Origin of the sequence: Ruegeria sp. THAF33 (assembly GCF_009363615.1) — a bacterium.
Taxonomy (GTDB): domain Bacteria; phylum Pseudomonadota; class Alphaproteobacteria; order Rhodobacterales; family Rhodobacteraceae; genus Ruegeria.
This window is the reverse complement of sequence record NZ_CP045385.1, coordinates 786,327-811,101: the sequence shown is the minus strand read 5'-3', so window position 1 is coordinate 811,101 and position 24,775 is coordinate 786,327. Positions and strand designations below refer to the sequence as shown.

At 58.8% G+C, this 24,775-nt stretch carries 24 protein-coding genes; 9 read left to right on the top strand and 15 right to left on the bottom strand.

What is annotated here, in order from left to right:
- Positions 1-695 precede the first annotated feature (695 nt).
- The 3 genes from FIU92_RS20810 to FIU92_RS20800 all read left to right on the top strand — a co-directional run bounded on the left by FIU92_RS20810 (position 696) and on the right by FIU92_RS20800 (position 3,033).
- Positions 696-1,166, top strand: a complete 471-nt coding sequence (locus FIU92_RS20810; RefSeq protein WP_254705401.1) for a DnaA N-terminal domain-containing protein — start codon at positions 696-698, stop codon at positions 1,164-1,166.
- A 40-nt stretch (positions 1,167-1,206) separates the two neighbouring features.
- Positions 1,207-2,346, top strand: a complete 1,140-nt coding sequence (locus FIU92_RS20805) for an aminotransferase class I/II-fold pyridoxal phosphate-dependent enzyme (protein WP_152460616.1) — start codon at positions 1,207-1,209, stop codon at positions 2,344-2,346.
- 78 nt (positions 2,347-2,424) lie between these two features.
- Positions 2,425-3,033 carry a helix-turn-helix domain-containing protein gene (locus FIU92_RS20800; protein WP_152460615.1) on the top strand — a complete coding sequence of 203 codons (609 nt, stop codon included), beginning with the start codon at positions 2,425-2,427 and terminating at the stop codon, positions 3,031-3,033.
- 54 nt (positions 3,034-3,087) lie between these two features.
- Here FIU92_RS20800 and FIU92_RS20795 read toward each other — a convergent pair whose 3' ends face one another.
- The gene (locus FIU92_RS20795) at positions 3,088-3,858 is read right to left on the bottom strand and encodes a transporter substrate-binding domain-containing protein (RefSeq protein ID WP_152460614.1); all 771 of its coding nucleotides are present in this window, start codon (positions 3,856-3,858) and stop codon (positions 3,088-3,090) included.
- Positions 3,859-3,979: 121 nt separating this feature from the next.
- On the opposite strand from FIU92_RS20795, the gene FIU92_RS20790 reads away from it, so the two are divergent.
- Genes FIU92_RS20790 through FIU92_RS20775 form a run of 4 tightly spaced genes read left to right on the top strand, consistent with a single transcriptional unit; the run spans position 3,980 to position 6,890 of the window.
- Positions 3,980-4,720, top strand: coding sequence for an amino acid ABC transporter ATP-binding protein (locus FIU92_RS20790; protein ID WP_152460613.1), 741 nt, complete (start codon positions 3,980-3,982; stop codon positions 4,718-4,720).
- A 9-nt stretch (positions 4,721-4,729) separates the two neighbouring features.
- Positions 4,730-5,488, top strand: coding sequence for an amino acid ABC transporter permease (locus FIU92_RS20785; protein WP_152460612.1), 759 nt, complete (start codon positions 4,730-4,732; stop codon positions 5,486-5,488).
- An 11-nt stretch (positions 5,489-5,499) separates the two neighbouring features.
- A complete protein-coding gene (locus tag FIU92_RS20780; protein ID WP_152460611.1) occupies positions 5,500-5,835 on the top strand; it encodes a carboxymuconolactone decarboxylase family protein in 336 nt (111 codons plus the stop codon).
- 5 nt (positions 5,836-5,840) lie between these two features.
- On the top strand, positions 5,841-6,890 hold the full coding sequence (locus FIU92_RS20775) for an aromatic ring-hydroxylating dioxygenase subunit alpha (protein WP_152460610.1): 1,050 nt from the start codon (positions 5,841-5,843) through the stop codon (positions 6,888-6,890).
- Between the two features lie 3 nt (positions 6,891-6,893).
- Here FIU92_RS20775 and FIU92_RS20770 read toward each other — a convergent pair whose 3' ends face one another.
- Positions 6,894-7,997, bottom strand: a complete 1,104-nt coding sequence (locus tag FIU92_RS20770; protein WP_152460609.1) for a hypothetical protein — start codon at positions 7,995-7,997, stop codon at positions 6,894-6,896.
- 154 nt (positions 7,998-8,151) lie between these two features.
- On the opposite strand from FIU92_RS20770, the gene FIU92_RS20765 reads away from it, so the two are divergent.
- Complete coding sequence (locus FIU92_RS20765; protein ID WP_152460608.1) at positions 8,152-8,733, top strand: carboxymuconolactone decarboxylase family protein; 582 nt, start codon at positions 8,152-8,154, stop codon at positions 8,731-8,733.
- Between the two features lie 51 nt (positions 8,734-8,784).
- Here FIU92_RS20765 and FIU92_RS20760 read toward each other — a convergent pair whose 3' ends face one another.
- Positions 8,785-9,717 (bottom strand): hydrogen peroxide-inducible genes activator, encoded by a 933-nt coding sequence (locus tag FIU92_RS20760; RefSeq protein ID WP_152460607.1) that lies wholly within the window; start codon positions 9,715-9,717, stop codon positions 8,785-8,787.
- 107 nt (positions 9,718-9,824) lie between these two features.
- Between FIU92_RS20760 and katG the strand changes: the two genes are divergently transcribed.
- Entirely contained in the window at positions 9,825-12,005 is a 2,181-nt protein-coding gene (gene katG / locus FIU92_RS20755; protein WP_152460606.1) for a catalase/peroxidase HPI, read from the top strand.
- Positions 12,006-12,092: 87 nt separating this feature from the next.
- On the opposite strand, the gene FIU92_RS20750 is transcribed toward katG, so the two are convergent.
- From FIU92_RS20750 to FIU92_RS20695, 12 genes are all read right to left on the bottom strand, one after another.
- Positions 12,093-13,607, bottom strand: coding sequence for a malonyl-CoA synthase (locus FIU92_RS20750; protein ID WP_152460605.1), 1,515 nt, complete (start codon positions 13,605-13,607; stop codon positions 12,093-12,095).
- Positions 13,608-13,937: 330 nt separating this feature from the next.
- Positions 13,938-15,452, bottom strand: coding sequence for an aldehyde dehydrogenase (NADP(+)) (locus FIU92_RS20745; protein WP_152460604.1), 1,515 nt, complete (start codon positions 15,450-15,452; stop codon positions 13,938-13,940).
- A 72-nt stretch (positions 15,453-15,524) separates the two neighbouring features.
- Positions 15,525-16,205, bottom strand: a complete 681-nt coding sequence (locus FIU92_RS20740) for a GntR family transcriptional regulator (RefSeq protein WP_152460603.1) — start codon at positions 16,203-16,205, stop codon at positions 15,525-15,527.
- A 190-nt stretch (positions 16,206-16,395) separates the two neighbouring features.
- Complete coding sequence (locus FIU92_RS20735) at positions 16,396-17,421, bottom strand: proline racemase family protein (protein WP_152460602.1); 1,026 nt, start codon at positions 17,419-17,421, stop codon at positions 16,396-16,398.
- A gap of 7 nt (positions 17,422-17,428) precedes the next feature.
- On the bottom strand, positions 17,429-18,532 hold the full coding sequence (locus tag FIU92_RS20730) for a cis-3-hydroxy-L-proline dehydratase (RefSeq protein ID WP_152460601.1): 1,104 nt from the start codon (positions 18,530-18,532) through the stop codon (positions 17,429-17,431).
- A 15-nt stretch (positions 18,533-18,547) separates the two neighbouring features.
- The gene (locus tag FIU92_RS20725) at positions 18,548-19,798 is read right to left on the bottom strand and encodes an FAD-binding oxidoreductase (protein ID WP_152460600.1); all 1,251 of its coding nucleotides are present in this window, start codon (positions 19,796-19,798) and stop codon (positions 18,548-18,550) included.
- Between the two features lie 66 nt (positions 19,799-19,864).
- A complete protein-coding gene (locus FIU92_RS20720; protein ID WP_152460599.1) occupies positions 19,865-20,797 on the bottom strand; it encodes a proline racemase family protein in 933 nt (310 codons plus the stop codon).
- Positions 20,788-21,747: a dihydrodipicolinate synthase family protein gene (locus FIU92_RS20715; protein ID WP_152460598.1), complete on the bottom strand. Its 960-nt coding sequence runs from the start codon at positions 21,745-21,747 to the stop codon at positions 20,788-20,790. Before FIU92_RS20715 ends, FIU92_RS20720 begins: the two co-directional genes overlap by 10 nt.
- A gap of 39 nt (positions 21,748-21,786) precedes the next feature.
- The gene (locus FIU92_RS20710) at positions 21,787-22,509 is read right to left on the bottom strand and encodes an amino acid ABC transporter ATP-binding protein (protein WP_152460597.1); all 723 of its coding nucleotides are present in this window, start codon (positions 22,507-22,509) and stop codon (positions 21,787-21,789) included.
- Positions 22,506-23,168, bottom strand: coding sequence for an amino acid ABC transporter permease (locus tag FIU92_RS20705; protein WP_152460596.1), 663 nt, complete (start codon positions 23,166-23,168; stop codon positions 22,506-22,508). The genes FIU92_RS20710 and FIU92_RS20705 overlap by 4 nt, the downstream gene beginning before the upstream one ends.
- 11 nt (positions 23,169-23,179) lie before the next feature.
- On the bottom strand, positions 23,180-23,842 hold the full coding sequence (locus FIU92_RS20700) for an amino acid ABC transporter permease (RefSeq protein WP_152460595.1): 663 nt from the start codon (positions 23,840-23,842) through the stop codon (positions 23,180-23,182).
- A gap of 69 nt (positions 23,843-23,911) precedes the next feature.
- Positions 23,912-24,712, bottom strand: coding sequence for a transporter substrate-binding domain-containing protein (locus FIU92_RS20695; RefSeq protein ID WP_152460594.1), 801 nt, complete (start codon positions 24,710-24,712; stop codon positions 23,912-23,914).
- Between the last annotated feature and the right edge of the window lie 63 nt (positions 24,713-24,775).

Sequence of the window (24,775 nt, the reverse complement as noted above, 5' to 3'; positions counted from 1 at the left end):
GCCTCATGTCTCTTTGCTTGGAACGTAAATTTCTGTTCGTTTCTTATTTACGCCCGATTTGCGCTTTACGCAAAAGAAAATATGATGAAACTCAAATCTTACCCACGGGTAAGAAAACAAGGCCCTGCAAGGCCATCGCCGATTCGGCAGCGCAGAAGTTGAAGGGTGACGATTCGCAACACGCCCTCAACCGTATTTGGGGGGCATTCTTACTGGACCGGCGATATATGGGGGGACATAACAAGCCAATAAGGGGTCATCCTGAACGTCCCCCTTCACCAATACTTCACCAGATTTCTTTTATTTTTTGATCTGGATTGGCGCAATTTTCTGACCTGTTTCAGACTCTTCTTGACAGAATCGAAGCTTTGGACGCTAATTAGGCCAAGATGATGAAAAGCGTTGGCAAACAACGCGAGATCGGCGGGACACACCCGTCTGAGGCAGACAGAGCGGTGAGAACGGGTATGCAGCTGGCTAAACCGGTCGGGCGAAATGCGGCGGCCTTGAAATATGATATACTTTCTGCGCTCACCATATATGCGTTGTCAGGCGACAAGCATCGGCAACGCAGCGTACTGCGTGTCATCTCATTGATTACGACACGATATAACTGGCGAAACAACGAATTATCGATTGGGCGCGAAGAAATTTCGCGCCTTTGGTCAGTGAACGAAAGGACTGTAAAGCGCGAAATGGCCAGATTTCGCGCATTAGGTTGGGTAACGGTCAAACGGCCTGCTGCACGGGGCCGGGTCGCGGTCTATGAAATCGACCTCAAACAGATCATGATCGATACGCAGGAGGTCTGGCCGATCATAGGCTCCGATTTCCAGGCCCGGATGAGCGAGGATTCCGAGCCCGTAACAAATGTCGTGCCTTTCGCGGCAAAATCCCCGGGGCCTGAAATCAACACTCCCGAAGCCAAGCCCGAGGATGTCTGGTCGCAGGTGCAGTCAATCCTTTACGGCCGCGATCCCGAGCTGTGGGCGAGTTGGTTCCAGCATCTGTCCGAGTCGGAAAGGGCAGGGGGACGCGTCATTCTGGTTGCACCCTCGCGGTTCATGGCGGATTACATTGCACAGAAATGGACGGCACGATTGCTGGCCGCCTACAGCCGCGTCGATCCCAGTATCAGAACGGTTCATGTAAACGCAGCCGATTGAGGCTGTCAGGTGCGCAGCACGGCCGAGCAAAGGATGCATCATGATCAACCGAAATTTTCAACCATTTCGGGTCGAACAGTTCCTGTCCGAAACGGAACACGGGGTGGCCTTCAATTTCTCGGAAAGCGGCGTTCATCCCATGTCGTTGCAGGGATTGGTAGAGCTGGCTGGGATTGATCTCGACGCTCTGCTGACAACGATGATCGACTATCCGCAAGTCAATGGAAAGCAATCCCTGCGCAACACCATCGCAGGCTTGTATCCGGGGGCCTCGGCAGATGGGGTATTGGTCACGGTCGGGGCAACCGAAGCGAACACGCTGGTGGCCAACACCTTGTTGGAGCCCGGCGACAATGTTGTGTGTTTCCGACCGACCTATGAACAGATTTCAGGAAACGCCGCCAATCTGGGCAACGAAGTGCGTTGGGTCGATCTGATCGAATCCGCAGGGTGGGGCATAGACGCAGAGGCGCTTGAGCGGGCGGTCGATGACAGAACCCGCATCATCCATGTAGTGAACCCAAACAATCCAACGGGCCGTATTCTGACCGAAGCGGACCGCGCCCGCATCGTGTCGGCTGCCGAGCGCGTTGGTGCCTGGATCGTTTCGGACGAGGTATATGCCGGAACCGAGCGCGAAGGTGATACCGAAACGCCTTCGTTCTGGGGAAGTACGGACAGGGTTCTTGTGGTGAACTCCATGTCCAAGGCCTATGGGCTTCCGGGGCTGAGGCTGGGATGGCTGGTTGGGCCCGAAGACATCATTCAGCACTGCTGGCGGCGGCACGAATATGCCTCGATCGCGGCATCCATGTTGTCGATGGAACTGGCGGACAAGGCGCTTGCCGAACCGGCACGGTCCAAGTTGAAAGCCCGCGCGCGCCGTCTGATCCGCACGGGTTTCGACGTTCTGACGGAAGAACTGGCGCGGCATCAGGGGGTGTTTTCAGTTGTACCACCTCAGGCGTCGGCCATGTCGTTCGTGCGGTTCAATCTACCGATCGCATCCGAGGCGTTCAGCATGCGCCTGTTGCGCGAAAAAGACGTGCTGGTCATTCCGGGGTCGCGGTTCGGGGTCGAGAACCATTTTCGGTTCAGCTCGGCCCTGCCCGAAGATCATCTGCGCAACGGGTTGGTAAAGTTGAATGATCTTATAGGAGACATCCTGAACGGACGCTGAGAGTTTGCCGCCGAACTGGTGCCAATGGTCCGGTGACATTTCTTTTGCCTTTTTCATACGTGTCGATAGGCTTCGCAAATGGAAGATTCACCTGTGCTTTCCGCCGAAAAATCGCCGCTGGATCACCTAGTCGGGTCCGCGGTGAAAACGCATCGCGCGCTGGCCGGGTTGACTCTGGCCGAATTGTCTCAGCGGTCCGGCGTGTCCACGGCGATGATTTCCAAGATCGAGCGCGGTCAGGTGTCTGCTTCACTGGCGACGCTTGAGGCCCTGGCCGGCGGAATCGGCGTTCCGTTGATCAACTTCTTCGCCGGCACGGTCGAACGCACGGATGTATCATTTGTGGCTGCGGGCGAAGGTGTAACCGTGCAACGGTTGGGCACCGGTTTCGGGCACAGTTACAAGCTGATCGGTCGGGCGGAAGCGAAACATGTCAGTTTCGAGAGTTTCAGCGTTACATTGGAAGGTCCGTTGGACGAACGCCCGCTTTACCAACATCAGGGTGTCGAATTCATCCACGTCACCGCCGGCGAGATGGTCTATGGCTGCGGTGAAGCCGCTTATCACATGCGGCCGGGCGACAGTCTGAGTTTTGATTCAAACGCCACTCATGGGCCGTTGGAGTTGAAAACTGATACGGTCAGCTTTGTCACCGTGGTTGCCAAGGCCGTGTCGGGCGACAATTGAAAAACGCCCGGCGACCGGGCCGGGCGTTTGGGAATCAAGGTGATCCGAGAAGAGTCAGAGACCCCATTTCTTGCGATTTTCCTCGAAGAACCCTTGCGCCTTTTTGACTTCGATCCAGTTGTTTACATAGTTGATCCACACCTGATCGGCCTGTGGCAGGATCATCGCGATGGGTGACGGCGAACGCGGGCCTGCATTCTTCACGCGTACCACCGGAAATTTCGCCTCGAGGGTCGAACCTTCGATGTTCGACGTAATGAAGACATCCGCGCGTCCTGCGATTACTTCCTGAAAACCGCGGGCCGGGGCCTCGACCACCTTGATTTCTGCGTTCGGGAACCATTCGCGGACGCGCTTTTCGAATGTTGTGCCCAGGGTGGTCGCGACTTTTACTCCGGGTTGGTTGATCGAGTCATAACCGTCGAACTTGTCGGCCTTGTCCTTGGTCGTATAGGGGAAGAGTTCCACCGAAATATAGCTGTCGGAAAAACCTGCGACCTTCATGCGCGGCGGCGAAATCGATGCCGATCCGGTCAGGTGATACTTGCCTGCCACCACACCGTTGACCAGTGTTTTCCAGTCGGTGGGGACATATTCGACCTCGACCCCCAGATCGGCGGCCAGCTCGTTCATGATGTCGATGTCGTACCCTTTGTAGCTGTTGGTTGCAGGGTCGCGCAGCGACATGGGATTCCAATCGCCCGTGGTGCCCACCTTGAGCACGCCGGAATCCAGCACCTCGTTCAGTGCAGATTGCGCCTGCGCAGCGCCTGACAAGACAAGTCCAAGCGCAGCGGCTGCCGCAGCTTTCCAAAAAGTGTTCATCGGTTTCTCCCGTTGGTGGCGTTTCGACCTTGTGGCCGTATTCTTCATTGATTTAAGCCCAAAGGGAAAGATAACCTCAAGAAAATATTATACTGGGACTAAAACAGGGGCAGTTCATCTTATGCCAGACGCCGCAATCGAACTTGTGGGCGTGAACAAGTGGTTCGACACGTTTCACGTTCTCAAGGACATCAATCTGACGGTCAACAGCGGCGAAAAGGTGGTGATATGCGGGCCTTCCGGGTCAGGAAAATCCACCGTTGTGCGATGTACCAACCAGTTGGAAAAACATCAGAAAGGCACCATCCGCGTAGATGGGATCGAGTTGACGGATGACGAGAAATCCGTGGCCAGGATCCGGTCCGAGGTTGGAATGGTGTTCCAGCAGTTCAACCTGTTCCCGCATCTGACCGTATTGGAAAACCTGACTTTGGGCCCGATCAAGGCGCGGGGTCTCGGCCGCAAAGAGGCAGAGGAAAAAGCGCGCCACTATCTGGACCGGGTGCACATTCCAGATCAGGCCGACAAAAAGCCCATTCAGTTGTCGGGTGGTCAGCAGCAACGCGTCGCCATCGCCCGGTCGCTGTGCATGGAGCCGCGTGTGCTGCTGTTTGACGAGCCGACCTCGGCACTGGACCCCGAGATGATTTCGGAAGTGTTGGACGTGATGGTCGAGTTGGCCAATGAGGGGATGACCATGGTGGTTGTCACGCATGAGATGGGGTTTGCCCGAAAGGTGGCCGACAAGATGATCTTCATGGATGCCGGTGAAATCGTCGAAGAAGGCAACCCCGAACATTTCTTCACCAATCCTCAGTCCGATCGGTGTCGCAAATTCCTGTCCCAGATCCTGCAACACTGAGAGGGGCCGATGAAAAAACTTCTTCTCATATTGCCTCTGCTTCTTCTGGCAGGCTGTTCGTCGTCGCAGACCTGGGGCTGGTACGTTATCGATCCGACGACGGCCTCGGGTTGGACCAATGTGAAATTCCTGATCTCGGGGATGGGCGCGACGATCCAGATTTCCCTGATCGCCGCCGTTCTGTCGATCGTCATCGGATTGCTGGTCGCCCTGCCGGGATTGTCCGAAAAACGTAGCTGGCGGTTTGTGAACCGGGTTTACGTGGAGTTCATTCGCGCCATACCCCTGTTGCCGATGCTGTTCTGGGTGTTTTACGGCTTGCCCATCGTGTTTCAGTCGATGGGTCTGAACATCCCCATCGATCCCTTCTGGGGGGCGATCATAACGTTGGCGATTTCAGACAGCGCCTTTACGGCCGAGATCTATCGCGCAGGCATTCAATCCATTGCGCGTGGTCAGCGCGAGGCAGCGCAGACCATCGGGCTGAACTATGTGCAGACCATGCGCTATGTGATCCTGCCGCAGGCGATCCGGCGCATTCTGCCGCCTTTGGCAAACCAGTTCATCTACATCGTCAAGATGAGCGCCTTTGCCAGCGTCATCGGGATGCAGGAACTGACCCGCCGCGCGAATGAACTGGTGGTGACAGAATACCGCCCGCTGGAAATCTATACCCTGCTGATTTTCGAATACCTGATCCTGGTTTTGATCATCTCGGCCGGGGTGCGCTGGCTGGAGCGTCGCATGGGCGCGGACGAGCGCGGATAAGGAGTAAAGAAATGAACTGGAAAGACTTCATGGCCGAGACCGAGGCCAATATCGGAACCTTCTCGAAAGAAGTGCCGGAAACCGTGCGCGGCTTTGGCATCATGGGCAAGGCGGCCAAGACTGACGGGGCGCTGAGCGAGAAAACCAAAGAGTTCATGGCGCTCGGCATTGCGATCGCGACCCGCTGCGACAGTTGCATCGGATTCCACGTGCGTGCGCTGGTTCGGTTGGGCGCAACCCGCGCTCAGATGTGCGAGGCGTTGGCCATGGCCACCTATATGGGCGGCGGGCCGTCCTATGCCTACAGCGCCAAGGCGCTCAAGGCTTTTGACGAGTTTTCGGAGTAAGAAACATGCGTCCTGATCTGGCCGGAGCAGAGGGGTTTATTCGCAACAGCTGGTACGTCGCCGGACGGTCCGAGGATTTTGGCCGCAGCCTGAGCGCCGTGCGAATGCTGGGCGATGAGATCGTGATCTATCGTGACACAGCGGGCAAAGCGATCGCGTTGGAGGATGCTTGCCCGCATAGAAAGCTGCCGCTGTCTCGGGGCACGATCGAAGGGGATCATGTGGTTTGCGGCTATCACGGTCTGACATTCGGCTGCGGCGGTGAATGTGTCAGCGCCCCGACACAGCTGGACAATCCTCCGCGCCGCGCCGCCGTGCATGCATACCCGGCCGAAGACCGCTGGGGGTTTCTTTGGCTGTGGATGGGGGACCCGGACAAAGCCAGCACAGACGATATCATCGACATCCCCAATTTCGACAACCCGTCCTGGGGCAAGACCCGGACCGGGGCGATGGAGATGGCGTGCCATTACCTTTACATTATCGACAACCTGCTGGATCCAAGCCATGTGGCCTGGGTGCATCTGACCTCGTTTGCCGGGGCGGGAACCGACAACCGCCCGCTGGATCTTGAAGAAACCGAAACCGGCGTCATTGTTTCGCGCTGGATCGCGGATGAACCCGCGCCGCCCTACTATGCACCGATACTGCCGTTTGGGCCAAGCTGCGACCGCAAGCAGCATTACGAATGCCGTCTGCCGTCCACTGCGATCAACATGTCCATTTACACTCCGGCCGGAGAAGGCGGGGCGGATCGGCCGATGTCGCCCAATGCCTTTGTCAATATTTCGTACAACTTCATCACACCGGTCGATGCGGAAACATCGCGGTATTTCTGGTTCCAGCACCGCAACATGCACGCGGATGACACAGCCATGTCGCAGCGCATGTTCGAAGGCGCGGTCATGGCCTTCAACGAGGACAAAGAGGTTCTGGAACACGTTCAAACCGGCATGGCGCGGCGCAAGACCGGCTATATCAACCTCGGGCTGGACGCAGGCGCGATGCGGTTCCGCGCACGGGTTGCAAAGCTGATCGCGCAGCAGGCCGGCTGATCATCAGGCCGACAAGCGCCCGTTCGCGCCCTGGCCCACGTGTCGGGCCGGGGCGTCGAAAACCGCTTTGATGCAGGGATACCGGTCGAGAATTTCAGCCCCACCGGGCAACAGATCGGCCCGGAGAACACCGGCATCCCAGATCGAAACACCATCCACGCGGATCGTCGGGTCCAGCACGTTCAGCGAAATCTCACCCGGCGCATAATGCCCACATGTGTGAAAGTGCAGCAGGCGTGGATTGCCAAAGGCCGACCCGCTCCAACGTTCAAAATTGCTTCGCGCCGGGGTCGTGTAGGCGCAGCCCGGGTGGATGCCTGCGTGCCAGGAATGCATGGTCAGGGGATCAAGGTCGAACATCTTTCCGACTTTTTCGTAATGCATCTGCGCGCAATGCACATCCATGGAATGGCCGTCAAAGCCGGTCAGGCGGTTGTTTTCGAACCGTATGGTCAGCGGTTCGCGCAGGTCACAGCCGTATGGTTCGTAGAATTTCGAACCGGTGCCGACCAGAAACCCGTCCTGAACCAGTACTCCGGAAAACCCCTGCGCGGGAACCGGGGCAAAGACCGACATCGGAAAACGCGCCACGCTGACATCCGCGGCACCTGCTGGGGGGAAGGCGGCGCCGGGGCCCGCGAAGTCGGTGCCCAGTGGGCAGGTTACGTGGATGTGCCCGGCACTGGCCAGCAGCCGGTTGACCGCGTTTTTCAGTTCAACGAACCCGGTGTAGTTGGCGCGCCCGAAACCCGAGGCCAGCATTCCGGTGTCCAGCGCATATGACATGATGGGCCGAACGTCCCTCATTCCCGCGTCGAAACGAATCTGATCGCCGGTGCGGGACAGAAACAAGGTGCGATCCGCCGCTTCCATCGCCGTTTTCAGATCCGCTGGCAGCGATGAACCCATGGGATCGAATGCGAGGGTTCGAACTGCGGTCTTGATCCGATTCTGTCGTGCGCAGTCTACGATAGCCTCGGTGATCTCGGCATCATAATACCCGTTAGCCGCATCTTCGCAGACCACAAGCAACTGGTCGCCCGCCGTCAGGCCGCCGCATCTGAACAACAGGTTTTCGGCACCCGCCATAAGCTCTGGACTGTGCATTCGCGTTGATCCTCAACAAAATCCCCCGCGCTGGTATTTTACATCTTTCACGTTTCCGTGATCCAGAAAAAATTTCACCTTAAGAAAAAAATTAACTGACATGCCTGTGGGCTTTGTCCATAAGCTGAGCCCGAACAAGACAGGAGACACAGCAATGAGCGCTTGGATCGAGATGGTCTCGGACGACAAGGCCGAGGGCCGCCTGAAAGAGCTGCTGGACAAGGCCCGCACCCCTCATGGCACCGTGGACACGGTCATGCGTGTGCATTCATTGCGGCCCGAAACGATGAACGGGCATGTGACGCTGTACCGTTCGGTCCTGCATTCCGATGACAACCAGTTGCCATTCTGGTTCCTCGAAGTTGTCGCCAGCTATACTTCGATCCTGAACGATTGCACCTATTCACTGACCCATCACTTCATGAACGTGCGCAACCTGCTGAAGGATCAGCCGCGCAGCGACCGGATTTTCGTCGCGCTCAAGGCGCATCGGCCCGAGGATGAATTCGAGGGCAAGGAACTGGCGCTGCTGCGCTATGCCGCCAAGCTGACGACGGATGTTGGCAAAATGGTCAAGTCCGACTTCGAAGCGCTCAAGATTGCTGGCTGTGAGGATGGCGAGATCCTGGAGGTCAATCAGGTCTGCGCCTATTTCAACTATTCAAACCGGTTGCTGAACGGGTTGGGTGCAACGACCGAGAATGATGTGATCGGCTATTACACCGGTGACGACTGACGGGTTGCACCGGGTCTGGCCCCCGTGCCGAGGAACATCGTTTCGGGCGGGTCAGCCTGTTGTCGCGGGCTGTGGCGGTTTCACGCCCCACGTGTTTTCTTCGGCTGTTTTGCGGATGATCGCGCCGATCTTCAACAGGTTTTCGCTGAGCGGGTTGGTCTTTCGCCAGATCAGACCAATCGTCCGTGTCGGCGGCGTGTCCTGAAACCGGGCAATGGACACATCCGCGGATCGGGTTTCCAGCCCGACCGCCATTTCCGGTATCAGGGTCACACCGATGCCGGCGCCCACCATCTGAACCAGTGTGGAAAGCGAACTGCCCTCCATGATGTGCTGCGGTTCGATGTTGCGGATTGAACAGAAGGACAGGGCCTGATCCCTGAAGCAATGCCCCTCTTCCAGCAACAGCAGGCGCATGGTTCTGAGCTGCGAGGAACTTGGCATCGGCAGGTTGGCATCCTGCGCCGGGCGAACCAGCAGAAAATCTTCGTTGAACAGCGAGAACTCTCGGAGGTTGGGTTCCGAGACGGGCAGGGCAACGACACCGAAATCCAGTTTCGAATCCAGTATTTCACCGATCAACGTCTTGGTAATCGTTTCCTTGGGCTCGATGGTCAGTTGTGGGAAACGCTGCGACAGAGCTTTGATGATCGAGGGCAGCAGATAGGGCGCGACCGTGGGAATGACCCCGATTCTGATGCGGCCGGACAGGGGGCCCGAGGGAGATTGCACCAATTTCCCCAGATCCTCGACCCGGGTCAGGATTTCGCGGCCATGTTTCAGCACGTCTTCGCCAAGTGCTGTCAGGCGGGTTTGCCGGGCCGCGCGTTCGACCAGCGGCCCCCCCATGATTGCCTCCAGCTCTTTGATTTGTATGGAAAGCGCGGGCTGCGAAATCGCACTGGCCGCGGCAGCCTTGCCAAAGTGGCCGTGCGTGGCGAGCGCCTCGAAATAGCGCAGATGTTTGAGGGTGAGTGCCTTCATATGAAAAATTAATCACAACGATAGTAATTACAAATTTCCAATTATCGAAGCCGTGGGGTACGAGTCAAGATATCTGAACCCCTAGGTAAATACTCAGGAGATTTACAATGGACGGTACCCCCCACAATCACCAATCCGGCGGCTGCCCTGTCATGCATGGCGGCAATACTGGAACGGGCAATTCCGTCACCAAGTGGTGGCCGGATGCGCTGAACCTGGACATTCTGAGCCAGCACGACACGCGCACCAACCCGATGGATGCGGATTACGATCACCGAGAAGCGGTCAAGGGGCTGGACTTCAAGGCGGTTCGTGCCGATGTCGAGGCGTTGCTGACCGACAGCCAGGACTGGTGGCCGGCTGACTGGGGTCACTATGGCGGGCTGATGATCCGTCTGGCGTGGCACTCGGCGGGGTCTTACCGTCTGGGGGATGGTCGAGGTGGCGCCGGTTCGGGCAACATCCGGTTCGCGCCGCTGAATTCATGGCCGGACAATGCAAGCCTGGACAAAGCCCGCCGTCTGCTGTGGCCGGTGAAAAAGAAATACGGCAACGCGCTGTCCTGGGCCGATCTGATCGTTCTGTCGGGCACGGTGGCGTATGAATCCATGGGATTGAAGACCTTTGGTTTCGGCTTTGGTCGCGAAGACATCTGGGGCCCCGAGAAAGATGTTTACTGGGGTTCTGAAAACCAGTGGCTGGCCCCGTCCGAGAACCGCTATGGCGATCTGGAAACCCCCGGCACGCTGGAAAACCCTCTGGGTGCGGTGCATATGGGACTGATCTATGTGAACCCCGAAGGCGTGAACGGCAATCCGGATCCGGCCAAAACCGCGATGCATATCCGTGAAACCTTTGCGCGTATGGCGATGAATGACGAAGAGACCGCGGCATTGACCTGCGGGGGCCATACCGTCGGCAAAGCCCATGGTGCGATGCCCGGCGACAATATCGGCGCCGAACCCGAAGCCTGCCCGGTGTCCAGCCAGGGTCTGGGATGGGAAAACCCTGATCAGTACGGTAAAGCGGCCAACGCCTTTACCTCGGGGATCGAAGGGGCGTGGACGAAAGAGCCGTTGAAATTTGACATGGGCTATTTCGACTATCTGTTCGGCTACGAGTGGGAACTGGGCAAATCACCCGCAGGTGCCCATCAGTGGCAGCCCGTCGATATGCCCGAAGACGAAAAGCCGGTCGACCCGACCGACCCCTCTGTTCGTCGCATGCCGATGATGACTGATGCGGATATGGCGATGAAGGTCGACCCGACCTATAACGCGATCTGTCAGAAATTCATGGCGGATCCGGACTATTTTGCCGATACATTTGCACGTGCCTGGTTCAAGTTGACTCACCGCGACATGGGTCCGCGCGTCAACTATTATGGCCCGGACGTGCCGTCGGAAGATCTGATCTGGCAGGATCCGATCCCGGCCGGTTCGACAGATTACGACATAGATGCCGTCAAGGCCAAGATCGCAGACAGCGGCCTGACCATCGCCGAGATGATCACCACCGCCTGGGACAGTGCCCGAACCTTCCGCGGGTCGGACAAGCGCGGCGGCGCAAATGGCGCGCGCATCCGACTGGCGCCGCAAAAGGACTGGGCAGGCAACGAACCCGAACGTCTGGCGAAAGTGCTGGGTGTGCTGGAGCCGATCGCGGCGGAAACCGGTGCCTCGATTGCCGACGTGATCGTTCTGGCGGGCAATGTCGGGCTGGAGCAGGCGATCAAGGCCGCAGGCTTTGACGTGGCGGTTCCGTTCTCGGCCGGTCGCGGCGACGCGTCGATCGAGCAGACCGATGTGGACAGCTTCTCGGTACTTGAGCCGCTGGCGGACGGGTTCCGCAACTGGCAGCTGAAGGAATACGCGGTCTCGCCAGAGGCGATGATGCTGGATCGCGCGCAACTGCTGGGTCTGACCGCGGCCGAGATGACCGTTCTGGTCGGTGGTCTGCGTGTGCTGGGTGCCAACCATGGCGGATCGCCGCATGGCGTCTTCACCGACCGGGTGGGCCAGCTGACAACCGACTTTTTCGTCAACCTGACGGATATGTCGCTGAGCTGGCATCCGGTTGACGGAGGCACCTATGAACTGCGCGACCGCGCCTCGGGTGAGGTCAAGTTCACCGCAACCAGCGCTGATCTGGTCTTCGGATCGAACTCGATCCTGCGCAGCTATGCTGAGGTCTACGCTCAGGACGACAATGCCGAGAAGTTCGTGCGCGACTTTGTGGCGGCATGGACCAAGATCATGAACAACGACCGGTTCGATCTGGTTGCCTGAATCATGTAACAAATCAGGCGGGGACACCCTCGCCTGATTTTCTTTTCAGGGGGTGCATCCGCTGATCCCCGCTTTGCCGAGACTCGCTCACACGGTCATGAAGAGATCTTTGTATCGCTCACGCAGAATGTTCTTTTGAACCTTACCCATCGTGTTGCGGGGCAGTTCATCCAGAACGATAAGCTTGCGCGGATGCTTGAACCGGGCCAGACCTTCGCGGACCGCGCCCGTTATCGCCACCGGATCAGGGGTCTGGCCGGGCTCTGCCACGATGACACCAACAACCGTTTCACCGAAATCGGGATGTGGCACGCCGATCACGGCGCTTTCCAGAACACCGGGTTGATCATCGAGAACCATCTCGATCTCTTTTGGGTAGATGTTGTAGCCGCCCGAAATGATCAGATCCTTGTTGCGACCAACGATATGGACGTACCCATCCTCGTCGATGCGGCCCAGATCACCGGTGATAAAAAAGCCGTTGTCGCGCAGTTCGGCAGCGGTTTTTTCAGGCATCTGCCAATACCCTTTGAAGACGTTGGGCCCGCGCACTTCAATTATGCCGATCTCGCCCGCAGGCAGGGTATTGCCGTCTGAATCACAGATCTTCAGTTCGACCCCGGGCAGTGGGTGCCCGACCGTTCCGGCGCGCCGCTCGCCGTCATATGGGTTTGACGTGTTCATGTTGGTTTCAGTCATGCCATAGCGTTCAAGGATGCGATGACCCGTTCGTTCTTCGAACTGCACATGGGTTTCCGCCCGCAGTGGTGCCGATCCGGAAACGAACAGGCGCATATGGGTGGCCAGTTCCCTGGTAAATCGCGGGTCGTCCAACAGGCGCGTATAGAAGGTTGGGACGCCCATCATCGACGTGGCACAGGGCAATTTGTCGATGATCTGGTCCAGATCGAATTTGGGCAGCCAGATCATGCATCCACCTGCGGCCAGCATGATATTGGTCGCGACGAACAGCCCGTGCGTGTGAAAGATCGGCAGGGCATGCAGCAGCACATCCTGCGAGGTGAAGCGCCATTCCTTGACCAGTGTCCGTGCGTTCGACAGCAGATTGTTCTGGGTCAGCATGGCGCCCTTGGACCGGCCTGTGGTTCCCGACGTGTAAAGGAATGCTGCCAGATCCTCGCCATCGCGGGCGACGGTTTCGAAACGTGTCGGCATGGTCGCGGCCAAATCTGTCAGAGACCCGGTGCCATCCGCGTTCAGCGTCTCTACCCGGGCGCCCAGCTGCGCGCCGACAGGGGTGAGTTTTCCTTCTCTTTCGGTGTCGCAGATAATCAGCGAGGCCCCGCTGTTTTCGATGAAATAGGTCAATTCATCGACCGTGTAGGCGGTATTCAGCGGCAGGAACACCAGACCGGCCTGGGCGCAGGCAGCATAAAGCGCCAGCGCCTCGGGGTTTTTTTCAACCTGCGCCGCAACGCGGTCACCGGGGTTCAGGCCCAGATGCCTGGCCACATGCGCAATCTGCGCCGCTTTGCCGAGGAAATCCTGGTGAGAGATCGTTGTCCCGTCCAGCAGCTGCAAAAAAGGTGTGCCTTTGCCGGCGTGGATGCCGAACAGGCCGTCATACAGAGGGTTAGCCATCAGGTTTACCTTTCTTGAGATATGAAAAGAGAGGTGCATGCAGCGAGGAAATTGATCTCGAATGGGGCGATCATCTCATGGGTCGTGGCGAATTGGTTTTGCTACTGGGCAACACGGGTCATTTCATACAGGTAGTTCACCAAAGTGCCAACGGATCGGGCCGGGATTGTTGCCCTGAACCGAATGAACAAAAGCACTGTTACCCAAATGAAACTGTGCAATTGAATCCAGGGGCGTGTGCCTCATGCCCCTGACACTGCGCAGTTGCAACCGCCGACACCCTGCTGCGCGTCGTGCTTTCAGGGTATCGGCGGGTGTCGACTGATTTCCCTATAAGAAGTGTTCCGGCAGCAATGCATCCGGTAGATTCTGATAGCAGACAGGACGCAAGAAACGTCGGATCGACAATGTGCCCACGGATGTGGCACCGAAATTGGTCGAAGCCGGGTAGGGGCCGCCATGGACCATGCTGTCACATACCTCGACCCCCGTAGGGAAGCCATTGGCCAACACGCGCCCGGCTTTGCGTTCAAGGATCGGCAGCAGGGACCGCGCCATACCCATGTCGGCCTCGTCCATATGCAGGGTGCAGGTCAGCTGCCCGTGCAATCCGCGTGCGACGTCGTGCATTTCGTCGGGTGTCTCGGCGGTCACGATGATGCCCAGTGGGCCGAACACCTCTTCCGCGAGGGATGTGTTGGCCAGCCAGGTTGCGGCGCTTGTTCGGTAAAGGAAAGGGGTCGCATTGCGCTGATCGCATGTCGAAGCCAGAACCTCGTGAACGCCAGCGGTTTCAGCAACACGGGCCTGACCGTTGCGATAGGCTTTGGCGATGCCGTCGGTCAGCATGGTCTGCGCCGGAACTTCGGTCAATGCGGCCTGCGCGATCTCGGCGAAACGGTCCGTTGCTTCACCTGCTGGCATCACGACGACGCCCGGGTTGGTGCAGAACTGACCAGCGCCCATCGTAAGCGAGCCGGCCCAGCCTTTGGCGATATCTTCACCCCGGTTTGCCAGTGCCGCATCCAAAATGAACATGGGATTGACCGATCCAAGCTCACCAAAAAACGGAATCGGTTCGGGGCGCGCGGCGCACAGGTCGAACAGGGCGCGACCGCCCGCAAGCGATCCGGTGAATCCGACCGCCTTGATCAGAGGGTGCTGCACCAAGGCTGAACCCACAGCCGGTCCGCCGTCTTGGATCAGACTGAAAACGCCGGGATGAATGTTGCAACGGCGGATGGCCGCAAGGATGGCTTCGGCGATGATCTCGCCGGTGCCCGGATGGGCGCCGTGGCCTTTGACGACAACCGGGCAGCCAGCAGCCAGTGCGGCGGCGGTGTCCCCCCCGGCGGTGGAAAATGCCAGCGGGAAATTTGATGCGCCGAACACCGCGACCGGGCCGATCGGGCGCTGGATCATTTTCAGATCGGGCCGGGGCAGGGGTGTACGGTGCGGCAGTGCGCTGTCGTGGCGTCGGTCCAGATAATCGCCGCTGAGGATATGCGTTGCGAACAGCCTCAGCTGCCCCGACGTGCGGCCCCGCTCACCTTGCAGCCGAGCCTCGGGCAGGCCGGTTTCCTGAGTGCCGATCTCGGTGATTGCATCGGCGCGCGCTTCGATCTCGTCGGCAATGGCGTTCAGAAAGGCGGCGCGTTCTTCCCGAGTGGAATAGCCATAACTCCAAAACGCCTCTTCCGCGGCCTGCGCAGCGGCGTCGACGTCTGAAATGCGACCTTTCGAAAAGCCATGCGATGGCCCATGTGCGGGTTGTGACGCAAAGAAATCGTCACCAGCAAGCCAGTTGCCGGCGATCAGATGCTTGCCATGCGGGGTAAAGGTCATTTGGGCCTCGTGTTTCGGGATGTCCAGATTAATGGATAATGTATCCAAAATAACAGGACATGCAAGACCGCCCTAGGGTTCGTCTGTCCCGCGCTTCGAGGCGATCATTTCCAGAAGCTGTTCCTTGGTCCGGCGAATATGCTGGGCCAAGACCTCGCAGGCTTTGTCCACATTGCCTTCCCGGGCCAGCCGCAACAGATCACGATGCTCCTTTTTTGCGGGTTCGCGCTGTTTCATCACGCTCAGATGCATCCTGACATAGCGATCCGATTGCAGGTTGACGCGGTCCAGCAATTCGTTGGTCAGCTTCCGCTGTGACGCCGCATAAAGCGCCGAGTGATACTGATAGTTCAATATCCCCCACTTGCCGACGTCATTTTCATCATACGACGCTTCCATCTGCTTGAGGATTTCGTCGCAACGCGCAAATTCCCCTGGGCCCATATTCGGGATGGCCCGGCGGAACAGATCGACTTCGATCAGGATGCGAAGATCGAAAATTTCACCGATTTCGTCGAGGGAATGCTTGGTCACCGAGCCGCCGCGATTGTTGGCCCATTGCACCAGACCTTCGGCATTCAGGCGCTTCAGCGCCTCGCGGATCGGCATGCGAGAGACATCATATTCCTCGGCCAGTGCTTCCTGCCGGATCGTCTCACCCTCGGCGAGTTCGCCGCTGAGGATACGTTCACGCAGATCATTTGCGATGACGTCCGGTAGGCTTTGTTTTGTGATCGCGCGTTTTCCTGCCATTTCCAATATCCCGCCACGGTTTTTGGATACAATTACCCGCAATCACGGACTTTTCCAAGCCGAACTTGGATTTCGACCCATGTTCAACCCCTGCCCGAGATTTGAAAAAAGGCCTGAATCTGATGATGAAACCGCAACGAGGCCGCGTATCTTCAGACTTTTCCGTTTTCGAAAACCGTGCCTTCTGACGTCAAACGCCCCAGGTGTCAGACAGGCGATATCCACCGGGCCATGGATCGTCAGGGTCCAACATGTGCTGATGAATTCCGGTGATCCAACCGCGACCGCTGATTTCAGGAACGATCGCCGCACGGCCACCGACCTGCGCAGTGTCAATGATCCGCCCGGTGAATCGCGATCCGATGATCGAGACAGCCTCGAAGGTCTGGCCGGGTTTCATCACCCCCTTGGCCGCCATCAGCGCCATGCGCGCGGATACAGCGGTGCCCGTCGGCGAACGGTCGACCTTACCCGGCTGGATCGCCACGGCGGACTTGCTGCTCAGGCCGGTTTCCGTTTCATTCAACGGGCCGCAAAAGGCGCAGAACGATATATGATCCCAGTCCGGGTTCTCGGGATGCGAGAATCCAAGCTGTTCATTGGCGGCGTTTGTGATCTTAACCCCCAGCCGGGCAATGTCGCGGGCCTCGTGGTCGACGATTGCGAACCCAAGCGCCTGCGCATCGACGACCACGAAACTGTCGCCGCCATAAGCGGTGTCTACCGTGATCGTGCCCAGTCCGGATACCTCAAGCGGGACGGACAGCTTGTCGGCGAAACTGGGCAGGTTCTGGACAAAGATGCGCTGTGCCTTGCCATCGCGGCATTCCGCACGTACCCGGACCAACCCGCCCGGTGCCTCGAGCACCATATGGGTTTCCGGCTCGTGCATTGGAATGATCCCGCCATCCAGCAACACGGTTGAGACACAGATCGAGTTGGACCCCGACATGGGCGGCGTGTCTTCGGGTTCCATGATGATCCAGGCGGCGTCCGCCTCGGGGTGTTTTGGCGGAACCAGAAGGTTGACATGCCGGAACACACCGCCGCGTGGTTCGTTCAGAACAAAGTTGCGCAGGGTCTGGTCCCGCGCAATGAAGCTTCGCTGTTCCCAGAGAGTGTCGCCCGGCGGTGGGGCGACACCCCCGACGATGACATCCCCAACCTCACCTTCGGCATGGGCCGAGATCACATGTACGGTTTTGCTGCTGCGCATGTTTACCTCAGCTATATTGCGCGACAGGGGCACCCAGCGCGTCGAAGATCGGTGTCACGCCCAGACCGGGGCGATCTGCTGCGGTCATCCGGCCATTGACTCGCTTTGGCGCGCCCTCGGCGATGTCCACGGTACCATAGGAATTGAAATCGGTGGCCGAGAACGTGAACCCGGACGGTGTCGACCGCGCCAGATGAGCGATGGCGGCGGTGGTGATATCGCCCCCCCAGGTGTCTTCGATGGTCATCGGGATACCATGTGCGACGCAAAGATCGCGCATCAGCCTTGCTTTGCTCAAACCTCCTACCTTTGAGATTTTCAGGTTGATCACGTCCATGGCGTCGTCGGCAATGCCGCGGACCAATGTGTTGGGCGTGTCGATGACCTCATCCATCACGAAGGGCAGCGCGGTGCGCCGGCGGATCGACACGCATTCCTCATAAGTCAAACAGGGTTGTTCCACATAGACATCCATACCCGCGATGGCGCCTACGACACGCGCGGCCTCGTGCCGGGTCCAGCCAGTGTTGGCATCCGCCACCAGCAGGTCGGTCTTTTTCAGAACCGCGCGGGTGGCGTGAATGCGGTCGATGTCGTCATTGGCGTCGCCGCCCACTTTCAGTTGAAACTTCGTATAGCCTTCGGCCGCATAACCTTCGATCTTTTGCGCCATGATGTCCGGTGCTTCCTGACTGATCGCGCGATACAGCACCACGTCCTGTTGCGCGTCGCCGCCCAACAGGGTGTAAAGGGGTTGTCCGGTCGCCTTGCCCAGCAGATCCCAGCAGGCGATATCAACAGGCGCCTTGGCATAAGGGTGGCCACGCAGGGCGCCATCCATGGTGCGATTGATCTGGCCGATATTCAGCGGATCCTTCCCGATCAGATGTGGCGACAATTCCGCCAGCCCGGCCCTGACGCCCAGTGCAAAGGACGGAAGATAAGCCGATCCCAGAGGGCAGCATTCGGCATACCCCTTGAGACCTTCATCCGTGATGATCTCGAGAACGGTGCTGTCGAAGACTTCGACATAGTTGCCATTGGACCAGTTGTAGCGGCCTTCCTTCAGCGGCAGATCCACCCGATATACGTTCAGTGCAGTGATTTTCATGAGGTGTTCTCCTGATCAGAAGCGTGTGGATGCGTAAGGCTTCATGTCGAGCGCGGGCTTGGTGTCCGTGACCAGATCCGCGACCAGTTCCGCCGTGCCTGCGGATTGCGTCAAACCCAGATGGCCATGTCCGAAGGCGTAAAACACCTGTGGCGCACGCGCCGAGCGGTCGATCAGCGGCAAACTGTCGGGCAGCGACGGCCGGAAGCCCATCCATTGCGTGCCGCCTTCCAAATTCAGGCCAGGCATGAAGCGCCCGGCCTTTGCCAGTAGCGCGTCGGCGCGTTTGTAATTGGGCGGCAGTTCCAACCCGCCCAACTCGACCGCGCCACCGATGCGCACACCGCCGTTGATCCGCGTCACCACAAATCCGTGGCCACCGAATGTCAGATGGGTGCGCAGGTCAAAGGCCCCTTGGGGCAGGGTCGTGTTGTACCCGCGCTCGGTTTCCAGAGGGATGCGATCGCCCAGGGTTTTCGCCAGGTGATGAGACCACGCCCCGGCGGCCACGATCACCTGTCTTGCATCAATTTCACCGATCGAAGTCGTCAGGCGAACGCCCGCATCCATGGGTGTGAGCGCGCTGATTGTCGCGATTTCGACCTGACCGCCACGGGCGGTGAACCGGGTGGCCAAATGTCTTGTCCAGCTGGCCGGATCGACCGTGTTCATCCAGGTGGGTGTAAAACCCGCATGGGTAAATCGTCGGTCAAGCCCGGGCTGGATTTCCGCAATCGCGTCGGGGTTGTCCAGCAGGTCAAAGGGGATGCCGTGATCCTTGCGCCTGTCCCATGTGGGCAGACTGGCGCGGAATTCTGCTTCACCCTCGAACACCTGCAACTGGCCGTCGCGTTGCATCAGCGCTTCGCCATCGACATCCGCGATCTGGCGTTCCAGCGCCGCGCGGCCGTGATCCATCAAAGCAGCCTGCGCAGACAAGGCCGCAGCATAGCGATCCTGCCAACTGGCCCGCCAGAACCGCAGCATCCACGGCGCGATGTTCAAAGCGTAAGAAGGAGGAATTGAAAGTGGACCCAGCGGATCAAACAGCCATTTCGGAGCCTTGCGCATGATCCCGGGGGTGGCCAATGGCACGATGTCGGTGAAGGCAAAGGCTCCGGCGTTGCCCTTCGAGGCACCGGCTCCTACGCCTTCGCGATCCAGCACCAGCACGCGCCGGCCGCGTTTTTGCAATTCAAGTGCGGTGCTGATGCCGATGATACCGGCACCGATCACAACGATATCCGTCGGGTTGTCTTGCAGCATGGCCAGATCTTCTCAAACTGTGGCTTGGTTCCGGGGGCTGGATTGCGCCAGTCCCCGATAGTTTTGTCAAAGAAGGATCCCACCGCGGAACGGATCGTTTTGCGCGAAAATCAATCTGCCCTCGGCCATGATATGCGCCTGCCCGGTCAGGGTCGGAATGATGCCGCCATTGGGACCGGGCTGAAAGCTCAGCCGGTAAGAGCTGCCGATCACGCTTTCCTGCACGATCTCTTGCCCCGGAACCAGAACCCCATCCGCGGCCAGACAGGCCAGACGCGCAGAACTGCCGGTCCCGCACGGGGATCGGTCATATTGATCGTCCGGGCACAGGACGAAATTCCTGCTGTGAACGTCGTTGTCCGGGGATTTGTCCTGCAAGATCACGTGGTCCACAGGTTCCCCGTTTTCGCCACGCACGTTCTGGTCGATGCAGGCTTTGCGAATTGCAATGGTCAGATCGGTGAGGGCACGGATGTTGCCGGGCGTCACGTCCATCGGGCTGGGATCGACAATGAAGAACCAGTTGCCACCATAGGCCAGATCGCCGGTCACTTTTCCATGGCCTTCGACGTCTACCGACACCGAAGCCCTGACCCGGCGGCTTTCGATATTGGTGACGCGCACTGTATTGGCGTCCAACAGGTCAACCGAGATGACGCCGGCCGGCGTTTCGACCCTGTGCGTCCCCGGACCGATCCGGCCCAGATGGGCCAGAGTGACCCCAAGGCCGATGGTGCCATGACCGCACATGCCCAGAACGGCATCGGCATCGAAATAGATCACGCCGGTTTCGCAGCCAGACGTTTCCGGCGCCACCAGAAGCGCCCCGACCATGCCGGGTTGACCGCGTGGTTCCAGAAGGACCGATTTGTAGAAATCCTTGTGCTCGGTGGCCAGGCGTTGCGCGCGCTCGGCCAGCGGGCCCGACCCCAGATCGGGGCCGCCGTTCAGGATGACCCGCGTGGGCATGCCTCCGGTATGGCTGTCGATCACATGCATTCAGCGATGACCCCGCCCTGGCTGGACCAGTCGGCAAACCAGGTGCGGAACAGTCTGTATTGCTGTTCGCAATAGTTGCGCTGGGCATCCGTCAGCTCGTCGGTTTCGTTGAAGTGCAAGCGGTATTCCTCTTCACCGTTCAGGACCAGCAGGTGCTTGTAGTACAGCACCAGATCGGTGCCTTCGTCAAAGCTGGCCAGCACGCCAAAGGCTTCTTCAAGCTCGCGCGCGCGCAGGCGCGCTTCGGCATGGCCCGCCGCCGCTTTCTGGCACAGGGCGGCCAGCAGCAGTGCCTCTTTGGGCAGGGCGGTACCGATACCGGTAATCGAACCCGTGGCGCCGCAGTTGACGAAGCCATGATAAACCTCGGTGTCCACGCCCACCATCAGCGTGACCTGATCATCTTTCGAGGTGATGTGTTCCGCGGCGTAGCGCAGGTCGCCTTTGCCTCCGAATTCCTTGAACCCGACAAGGTTCGGATGATCTGCACGCAATTCCAGGAACAAATCAGCGCGGGTGGCGAAGCCGTAGACGGGGCTGTTGTATATGATGGCCGGGATATCCGGCGCGGCTGACAGTATTGCCTTGAAGTGGTTGCGCTGTGCCGGGATGGACGATCCGCGCGACAGCACACGTGGGATGACCATAAGCCCTGCCGCGCCGACCTTTTGCGCATGTGCAGCTAGCGCCACGGCAGATTTCGAGTTTATCGCACCGGTGCCGACGACGACAGGAAGGCCGGCGTCGATCAGGCTTTCGACACCTTGCATGCGTTCGGCATCCGACAGCAACGGCCAGTCGCCCATCGAGCCGCAATACACCACGGCCGACATGCCGGCCTCGATCATTTCCTTGCCCTTTTTCACCAGGGCATCGAAATCCGGGGTCCGGTCGGCTTTGCACGGGGTCATCAGGGCTGGCATGGTGCCGGTAAAGATATTCTTGGACATGAAGGTGATCTTCCTTGTTGTTTCAGGGGGCCAGTGCACTCAGCGCACGTTGGCCAGGAATTTACGGGTGTGTTCGGATTGCGCATCACCGAATATCTGCCCGGGCGGACCGATCTCTTCCATCACGCCCTGATGGAAGAAAGCAACCCGGTCCGACACATCGCGTGCGAAACCCATCTCGTGCGTGACACAGATCATGGTCATGCCTTCTTCGGCCAAAAGGCGCATCGTGTCGAGAACCTCGCCCACCAGTTCGGGGTCCAGCGCTGACGTCGCCTCGTCAAACAGCATGTATTCCGGTTCCATCGCCAGCGCGCGGGCGATGGCCAGACGCTGTTGCTGGCCACCCGAAAGGGCAGATGGGTAGACGCCCAGCTTTTCGCCCAGGCCAACATGGGTCAGTTGGCGGGCGGCGATGTCGCGGGCTTCTGATTTTGACAGTCCCTTGACGATCTTGGGGGCCAGCGCGACGTTTTCCAATGCGGTCAGGTGGGGAAAGCTGTTCCATTGCTGAAACACCATTCCCAGCTTTGTGCGCAGCTTGTTGATGTCGGTGCCTTTGGCATGAACATCTGTGCCATCGACCCTGACCGAGCCTTGCTGGATCGGTTCCAGCCCGTTGATGCAATACAGCAGGGTCGATTTGCCGGAGCCCGATGCGCCGATCACCGACAGGACCTCTCCTTTCTGCACATCCAGATCGATGCCCTTCAGCACATGCAGCGCGCCGAAATACTTGTGCAGGTCGCGAATTTCGATCATTGGGCCCACCTTTTTTCAAGAGACGCGGAATAGCGCGAAATCGGATAGCTGAGCGCGAAATAGAACGCGCCCGCGATTGTCAGGATCAGGAAAGGTTCCTGCGTCCGGGTGATCAGGATCTGACTGGCCTTGAGCAGTTCGACATAGCCCAGCACCGAAACCAACGCGCTGTCCTTCATCACTCCCAGTGCGACACCGACCCAGGCCGGGAACACCGCGCGCCCGCCAATCGGGAAGACGACATAGCGTAGATCCTGCCAATAGGTCATGCCCAGACTGCGTGCGGCACGGCGCATCGGCGCACCGACGGCCTCGATCCCGCCGCGTGCGACATTCGCAACCAAGGCGGCCGTGTAGATCGATAGGATCACCACGCCCGAGGCGAACGGATCCAGATTGAGCCCGACAATGGGCGCAAAGTTGTAGAACAGCACCAGTTGGATGATCAGCGGGACGGAACGGAAAACATCCAGAAACGGGGCCACTGTCAGGGCTGCGGCCAGCTTGCCCTCGTACAGGATCCACCCGCATACCACGCCAAGAAGCGTTCCGATGGATATCGACAGAACCGAAATCCAGAGTGTCCGCAGGGCCGCTTCGCCCAGAAACCACAGATCATTGATGGTGAAGCCGCTGAAAAAGCTGACAGTGGGTTCCATCCGAGCGTCCTTCAGTAGCGAAAGAGCCGGGTCGCCAGCAGGCGTGAGGCTCCGAGAATGATTTTGACGATCACGTAGTAGATGATCGCGGTGACGGCGAAATATTCAAAGATGCGGAAGGTGCGCGAGGCAAAGAACTGCGTCTCGCCTGACAGCTCGCGGAAACCGACCAGCATGCCCAGCGAGGACATGAGCACGGCCCAGACCATCTGATTGGTGATCGGGTGATAGACGATGCGAAACACCTGCGGGATCACCACGCGTGTGTAAGCCTGCCACGCGGTCATGCCCAGGGATCGAGAGGCCCGCAACTGCGTCTCGGGGACGGCCTGGAAACCTCCGCGAAAGTTTTCGGCCAGATAGCCGGCGCAATTGAAGGTCAAACCCGCCAGCACGATGAAGTATGGCGACAGGTGCAGGCCGAATGCGCCAAGCCCGAAGCCGAAAAAGAACAGCTGAAACAGGGCGGGTGTGTTTCGGGCCAGTTCAACCCAGGCCGAGGCGAACCAGTACAGCGGCCCCTTCAGGTGCAGCCGCGTCAGCGCAAGACACAGGCCGATGAGGATGCCCAGGATCATCGCCAGAACCGCGACTTGCAAGGTCAGCAGCGATGCCTCAAGCAAGTCCGGCAGGTTTTTCATGACCGGCCGCCAGTGGAAGTTGTAATCGAACACAGGTTTTTTCCGAATTGACCGGCTCTTTCGCCCGGCCGAAACCCGACGAAAGAGCACTGGGGGGTGAAATCAGTACATCACGCCGGGGATGCGCAGCTCGGGTGCTTCGCCTCCGACATATTTGCCCCACAGTTCCTGATACCGGCCCGAGCGCACCTGATGCGTGACAAACAGGTTCAGGAAATTCAGCCAGGTGACGTCCTGTCGTTTGCCCACCACCGAAGTGTAGTCGGTTGTCCAGGGCATACGGGGGCCGGCCACCACGGTTTCATACTGCTGGGTGATCGGCAGAACGGCGGTGTTGGTGGTGATGCCGATATCGGCCTTGCCCTGCGCGACCGCCAGAAACACCTCGTTTTCCGACTGATAGCCCTGATAATTGCCTTCCTCACCCCATTCGGCGGCAATCTTCAGCCATTCCTGTTCCGGCACGGTGCCAATCGCGGCGGCGACGCGTTTGCCGCGGATGTCTTCGAAGGTTTCGATCCCGCTGTCCGCGTTCACGACGCCCTGCGCATAGTAGATTGCATAGGGAATGCTGAAGCCCACGGTCCGCGCCCGTTCAAGGCTGTCCGAGGTTGCGCCGAACACGACGTCGGCGCGCCCGGTCACGATGACCGGCAGGCGTTCGGCCCAGGTCAAAGGCAGGATTTCCGCCTCAACTTCAAGCGCCGCGGCCAGATCATTGCAGTAATCCACGTCAAAACCCGCCGGTTCGTTGTTGGCGTCGCGATACCCGATCGGCGGAAAGTCCAGAACAACGCCGCAGCGAAGAGTGCCGCGATCCACGACATCGTCGAGCGTGTCCGCCATCGCAGGACCTGTTGTGAAAGTGGTGAAGGCCGCCAAAGCGACGAGTTTCTTGAGCATGTGATCCTCCCTGAATCAAAGATACGATCACGAATAAAGGATATTGGATCCAACATCCATAAA

Coding starts and splice junctions, on each gene's coding strand:
- FIU92_RS20810 (WP_254705401.1), top strand. CDS start 696: ATGGCCAGATTTCGCGCATTAGGTTGGGTAACGGTCAAACGGCCTGCT.
- FIU92_RS20805 (WP_152460616.1), top strand. CDS start 1,207: ATGATCAACCGAAATTTTCAACCATTTCGGGTCGAACAGTTCCTGTCC.
- FIU92_RS20800 (WP_152460615.1), top strand. CDS start 2,425: ATGGAAGATTCACCTGTGCTTTCCGCCGAAAAATCGCCGCTGGATCAC.
- FIU92_RS20795 (WP_152460614.1), bottom strand. CDS start 3,858: ATGAACACTTTTTGGAAAGCTGCGGCAGCCGCTGCGCTTGGACTTGTC.
- FIU92_RS20790 (WP_152460613.1), top strand. CDS start 3,980: ATGCCAGACGCCGCAATCGAACTTGTGGGCGTGAACAAGTGGTTCGAC.
- FIU92_RS20785 (WP_152460612.1), top strand. CDS start 4,730: ATGAAAAAACTTCTTCTCATATTGCCTCTGCTTCTTCTGGCAGGCTGT.
- FIU92_RS20780 (WP_152460611.1), top strand. CDS start 5,500: ATGAACTGGAAAGACTTCATGGCCGAGACCGAGGCCAATATCGGAACC.
- FIU92_RS20775 (WP_152460610.1), top strand. CDS start 5,841: ATGCGTCCTGATCTGGCCGGAGCAGAGGGGTTTATTCGCAACAGCTGG.
- FIU92_RS20770 (WP_152460609.1), bottom strand. CDS start 7,997: ATGCACAGTCCAGAGCTTATGGCGGGTGCCGAAAACCTGTTGTTCAGA.
- FIU92_RS20765 (WP_152460608.1), top strand. CDS start 8,152: ATGAGCGCTTGGATCGAGATGGTCTCGGACGACAAGGCCGAGGGCCGC.
- FIU92_RS20760 (WP_152460607.1), bottom strand. CDS start 9,717: ATGAAGGCACTCACCCTCAAACATCTGCGCTATTTCGAGGCGCTCGCC.
- katG (WP_152460606.1), top strand. CDS start 9,825: ATGGACGGTACCCCCCACAATCACCAATCCGGCGGCTGCCCTGTCATG.
- FIU92_RS20750 (WP_152460605.1), bottom strand. CDS start 13,607: ATGGCTAACCCTCTGTATGACGGCCTGTTCGGCATCCACGCCGGCAAA.
- FIU92_RS20745 (WP_152460604.1), bottom strand. CDS start 15,452: ATGACCTTTACCCCGCATGGCAAGCATCTGATCGCCGGCAACTGGCTT.
- FIU92_RS20740 (WP_152460603.1), bottom strand. CDS start 16,205: ATGGCAGGAAAACGCGCGATCACAAAACAAAGCCTACCGGACGTCATC.
- FIU92_RS20735 (WP_152460602.1), bottom strand. CDS start 17,421: ATGCGCAGCAGCAAAACCGTACATGTGATCTCGGCCCATGCCGAAGGT.
- FIU92_RS20730 (WP_152460601.1), bottom strand. CDS start 18,532: ATGAAAATCACTGCACTGAACGTATATCGGGTGGATCTGCCGCTGAAG.
- FIU92_RS20725 (WP_152460600.1), bottom strand. CDS start 19,798: ATGCTGCAAGACAACCCGACGGATATCGTTGTGATCGGTGCCGGTATC.
- FIU92_RS20720 (WP_152460599.1), bottom strand. CDS start 20,797: ATGCATGTGATCGACAGCCATACCGGAGGCATGCCCACGCGGGTCATC.
- FIU92_RS20715 (WP_152460598.1), bottom strand. CDS start 21,747: ATGTCCAAGAATATCTTTACCGGCACCATGCCAGCCCTGATGACCCCG.
- FIU92_RS20710 (WP_152460597.1), bottom strand. CDS start 22,509: ATGATCGAAATTCGCGACCTGCACAAGTATTTCGGCGCGCTGCATGTG.
- FIU92_RS20705 (WP_152460596.1), bottom strand. CDS start 23,168: ATGGAACCCACTGTCAGCTTTTTCAGCGGCTTCACCATCAATGATCTG.
- FIU92_RS20695 (WP_152460594.1), bottom strand. CDS start 24,712: ATGCTCAAGAAACTCGTCGCTTTGGCGGCCTTCACCACTTTCACAACA.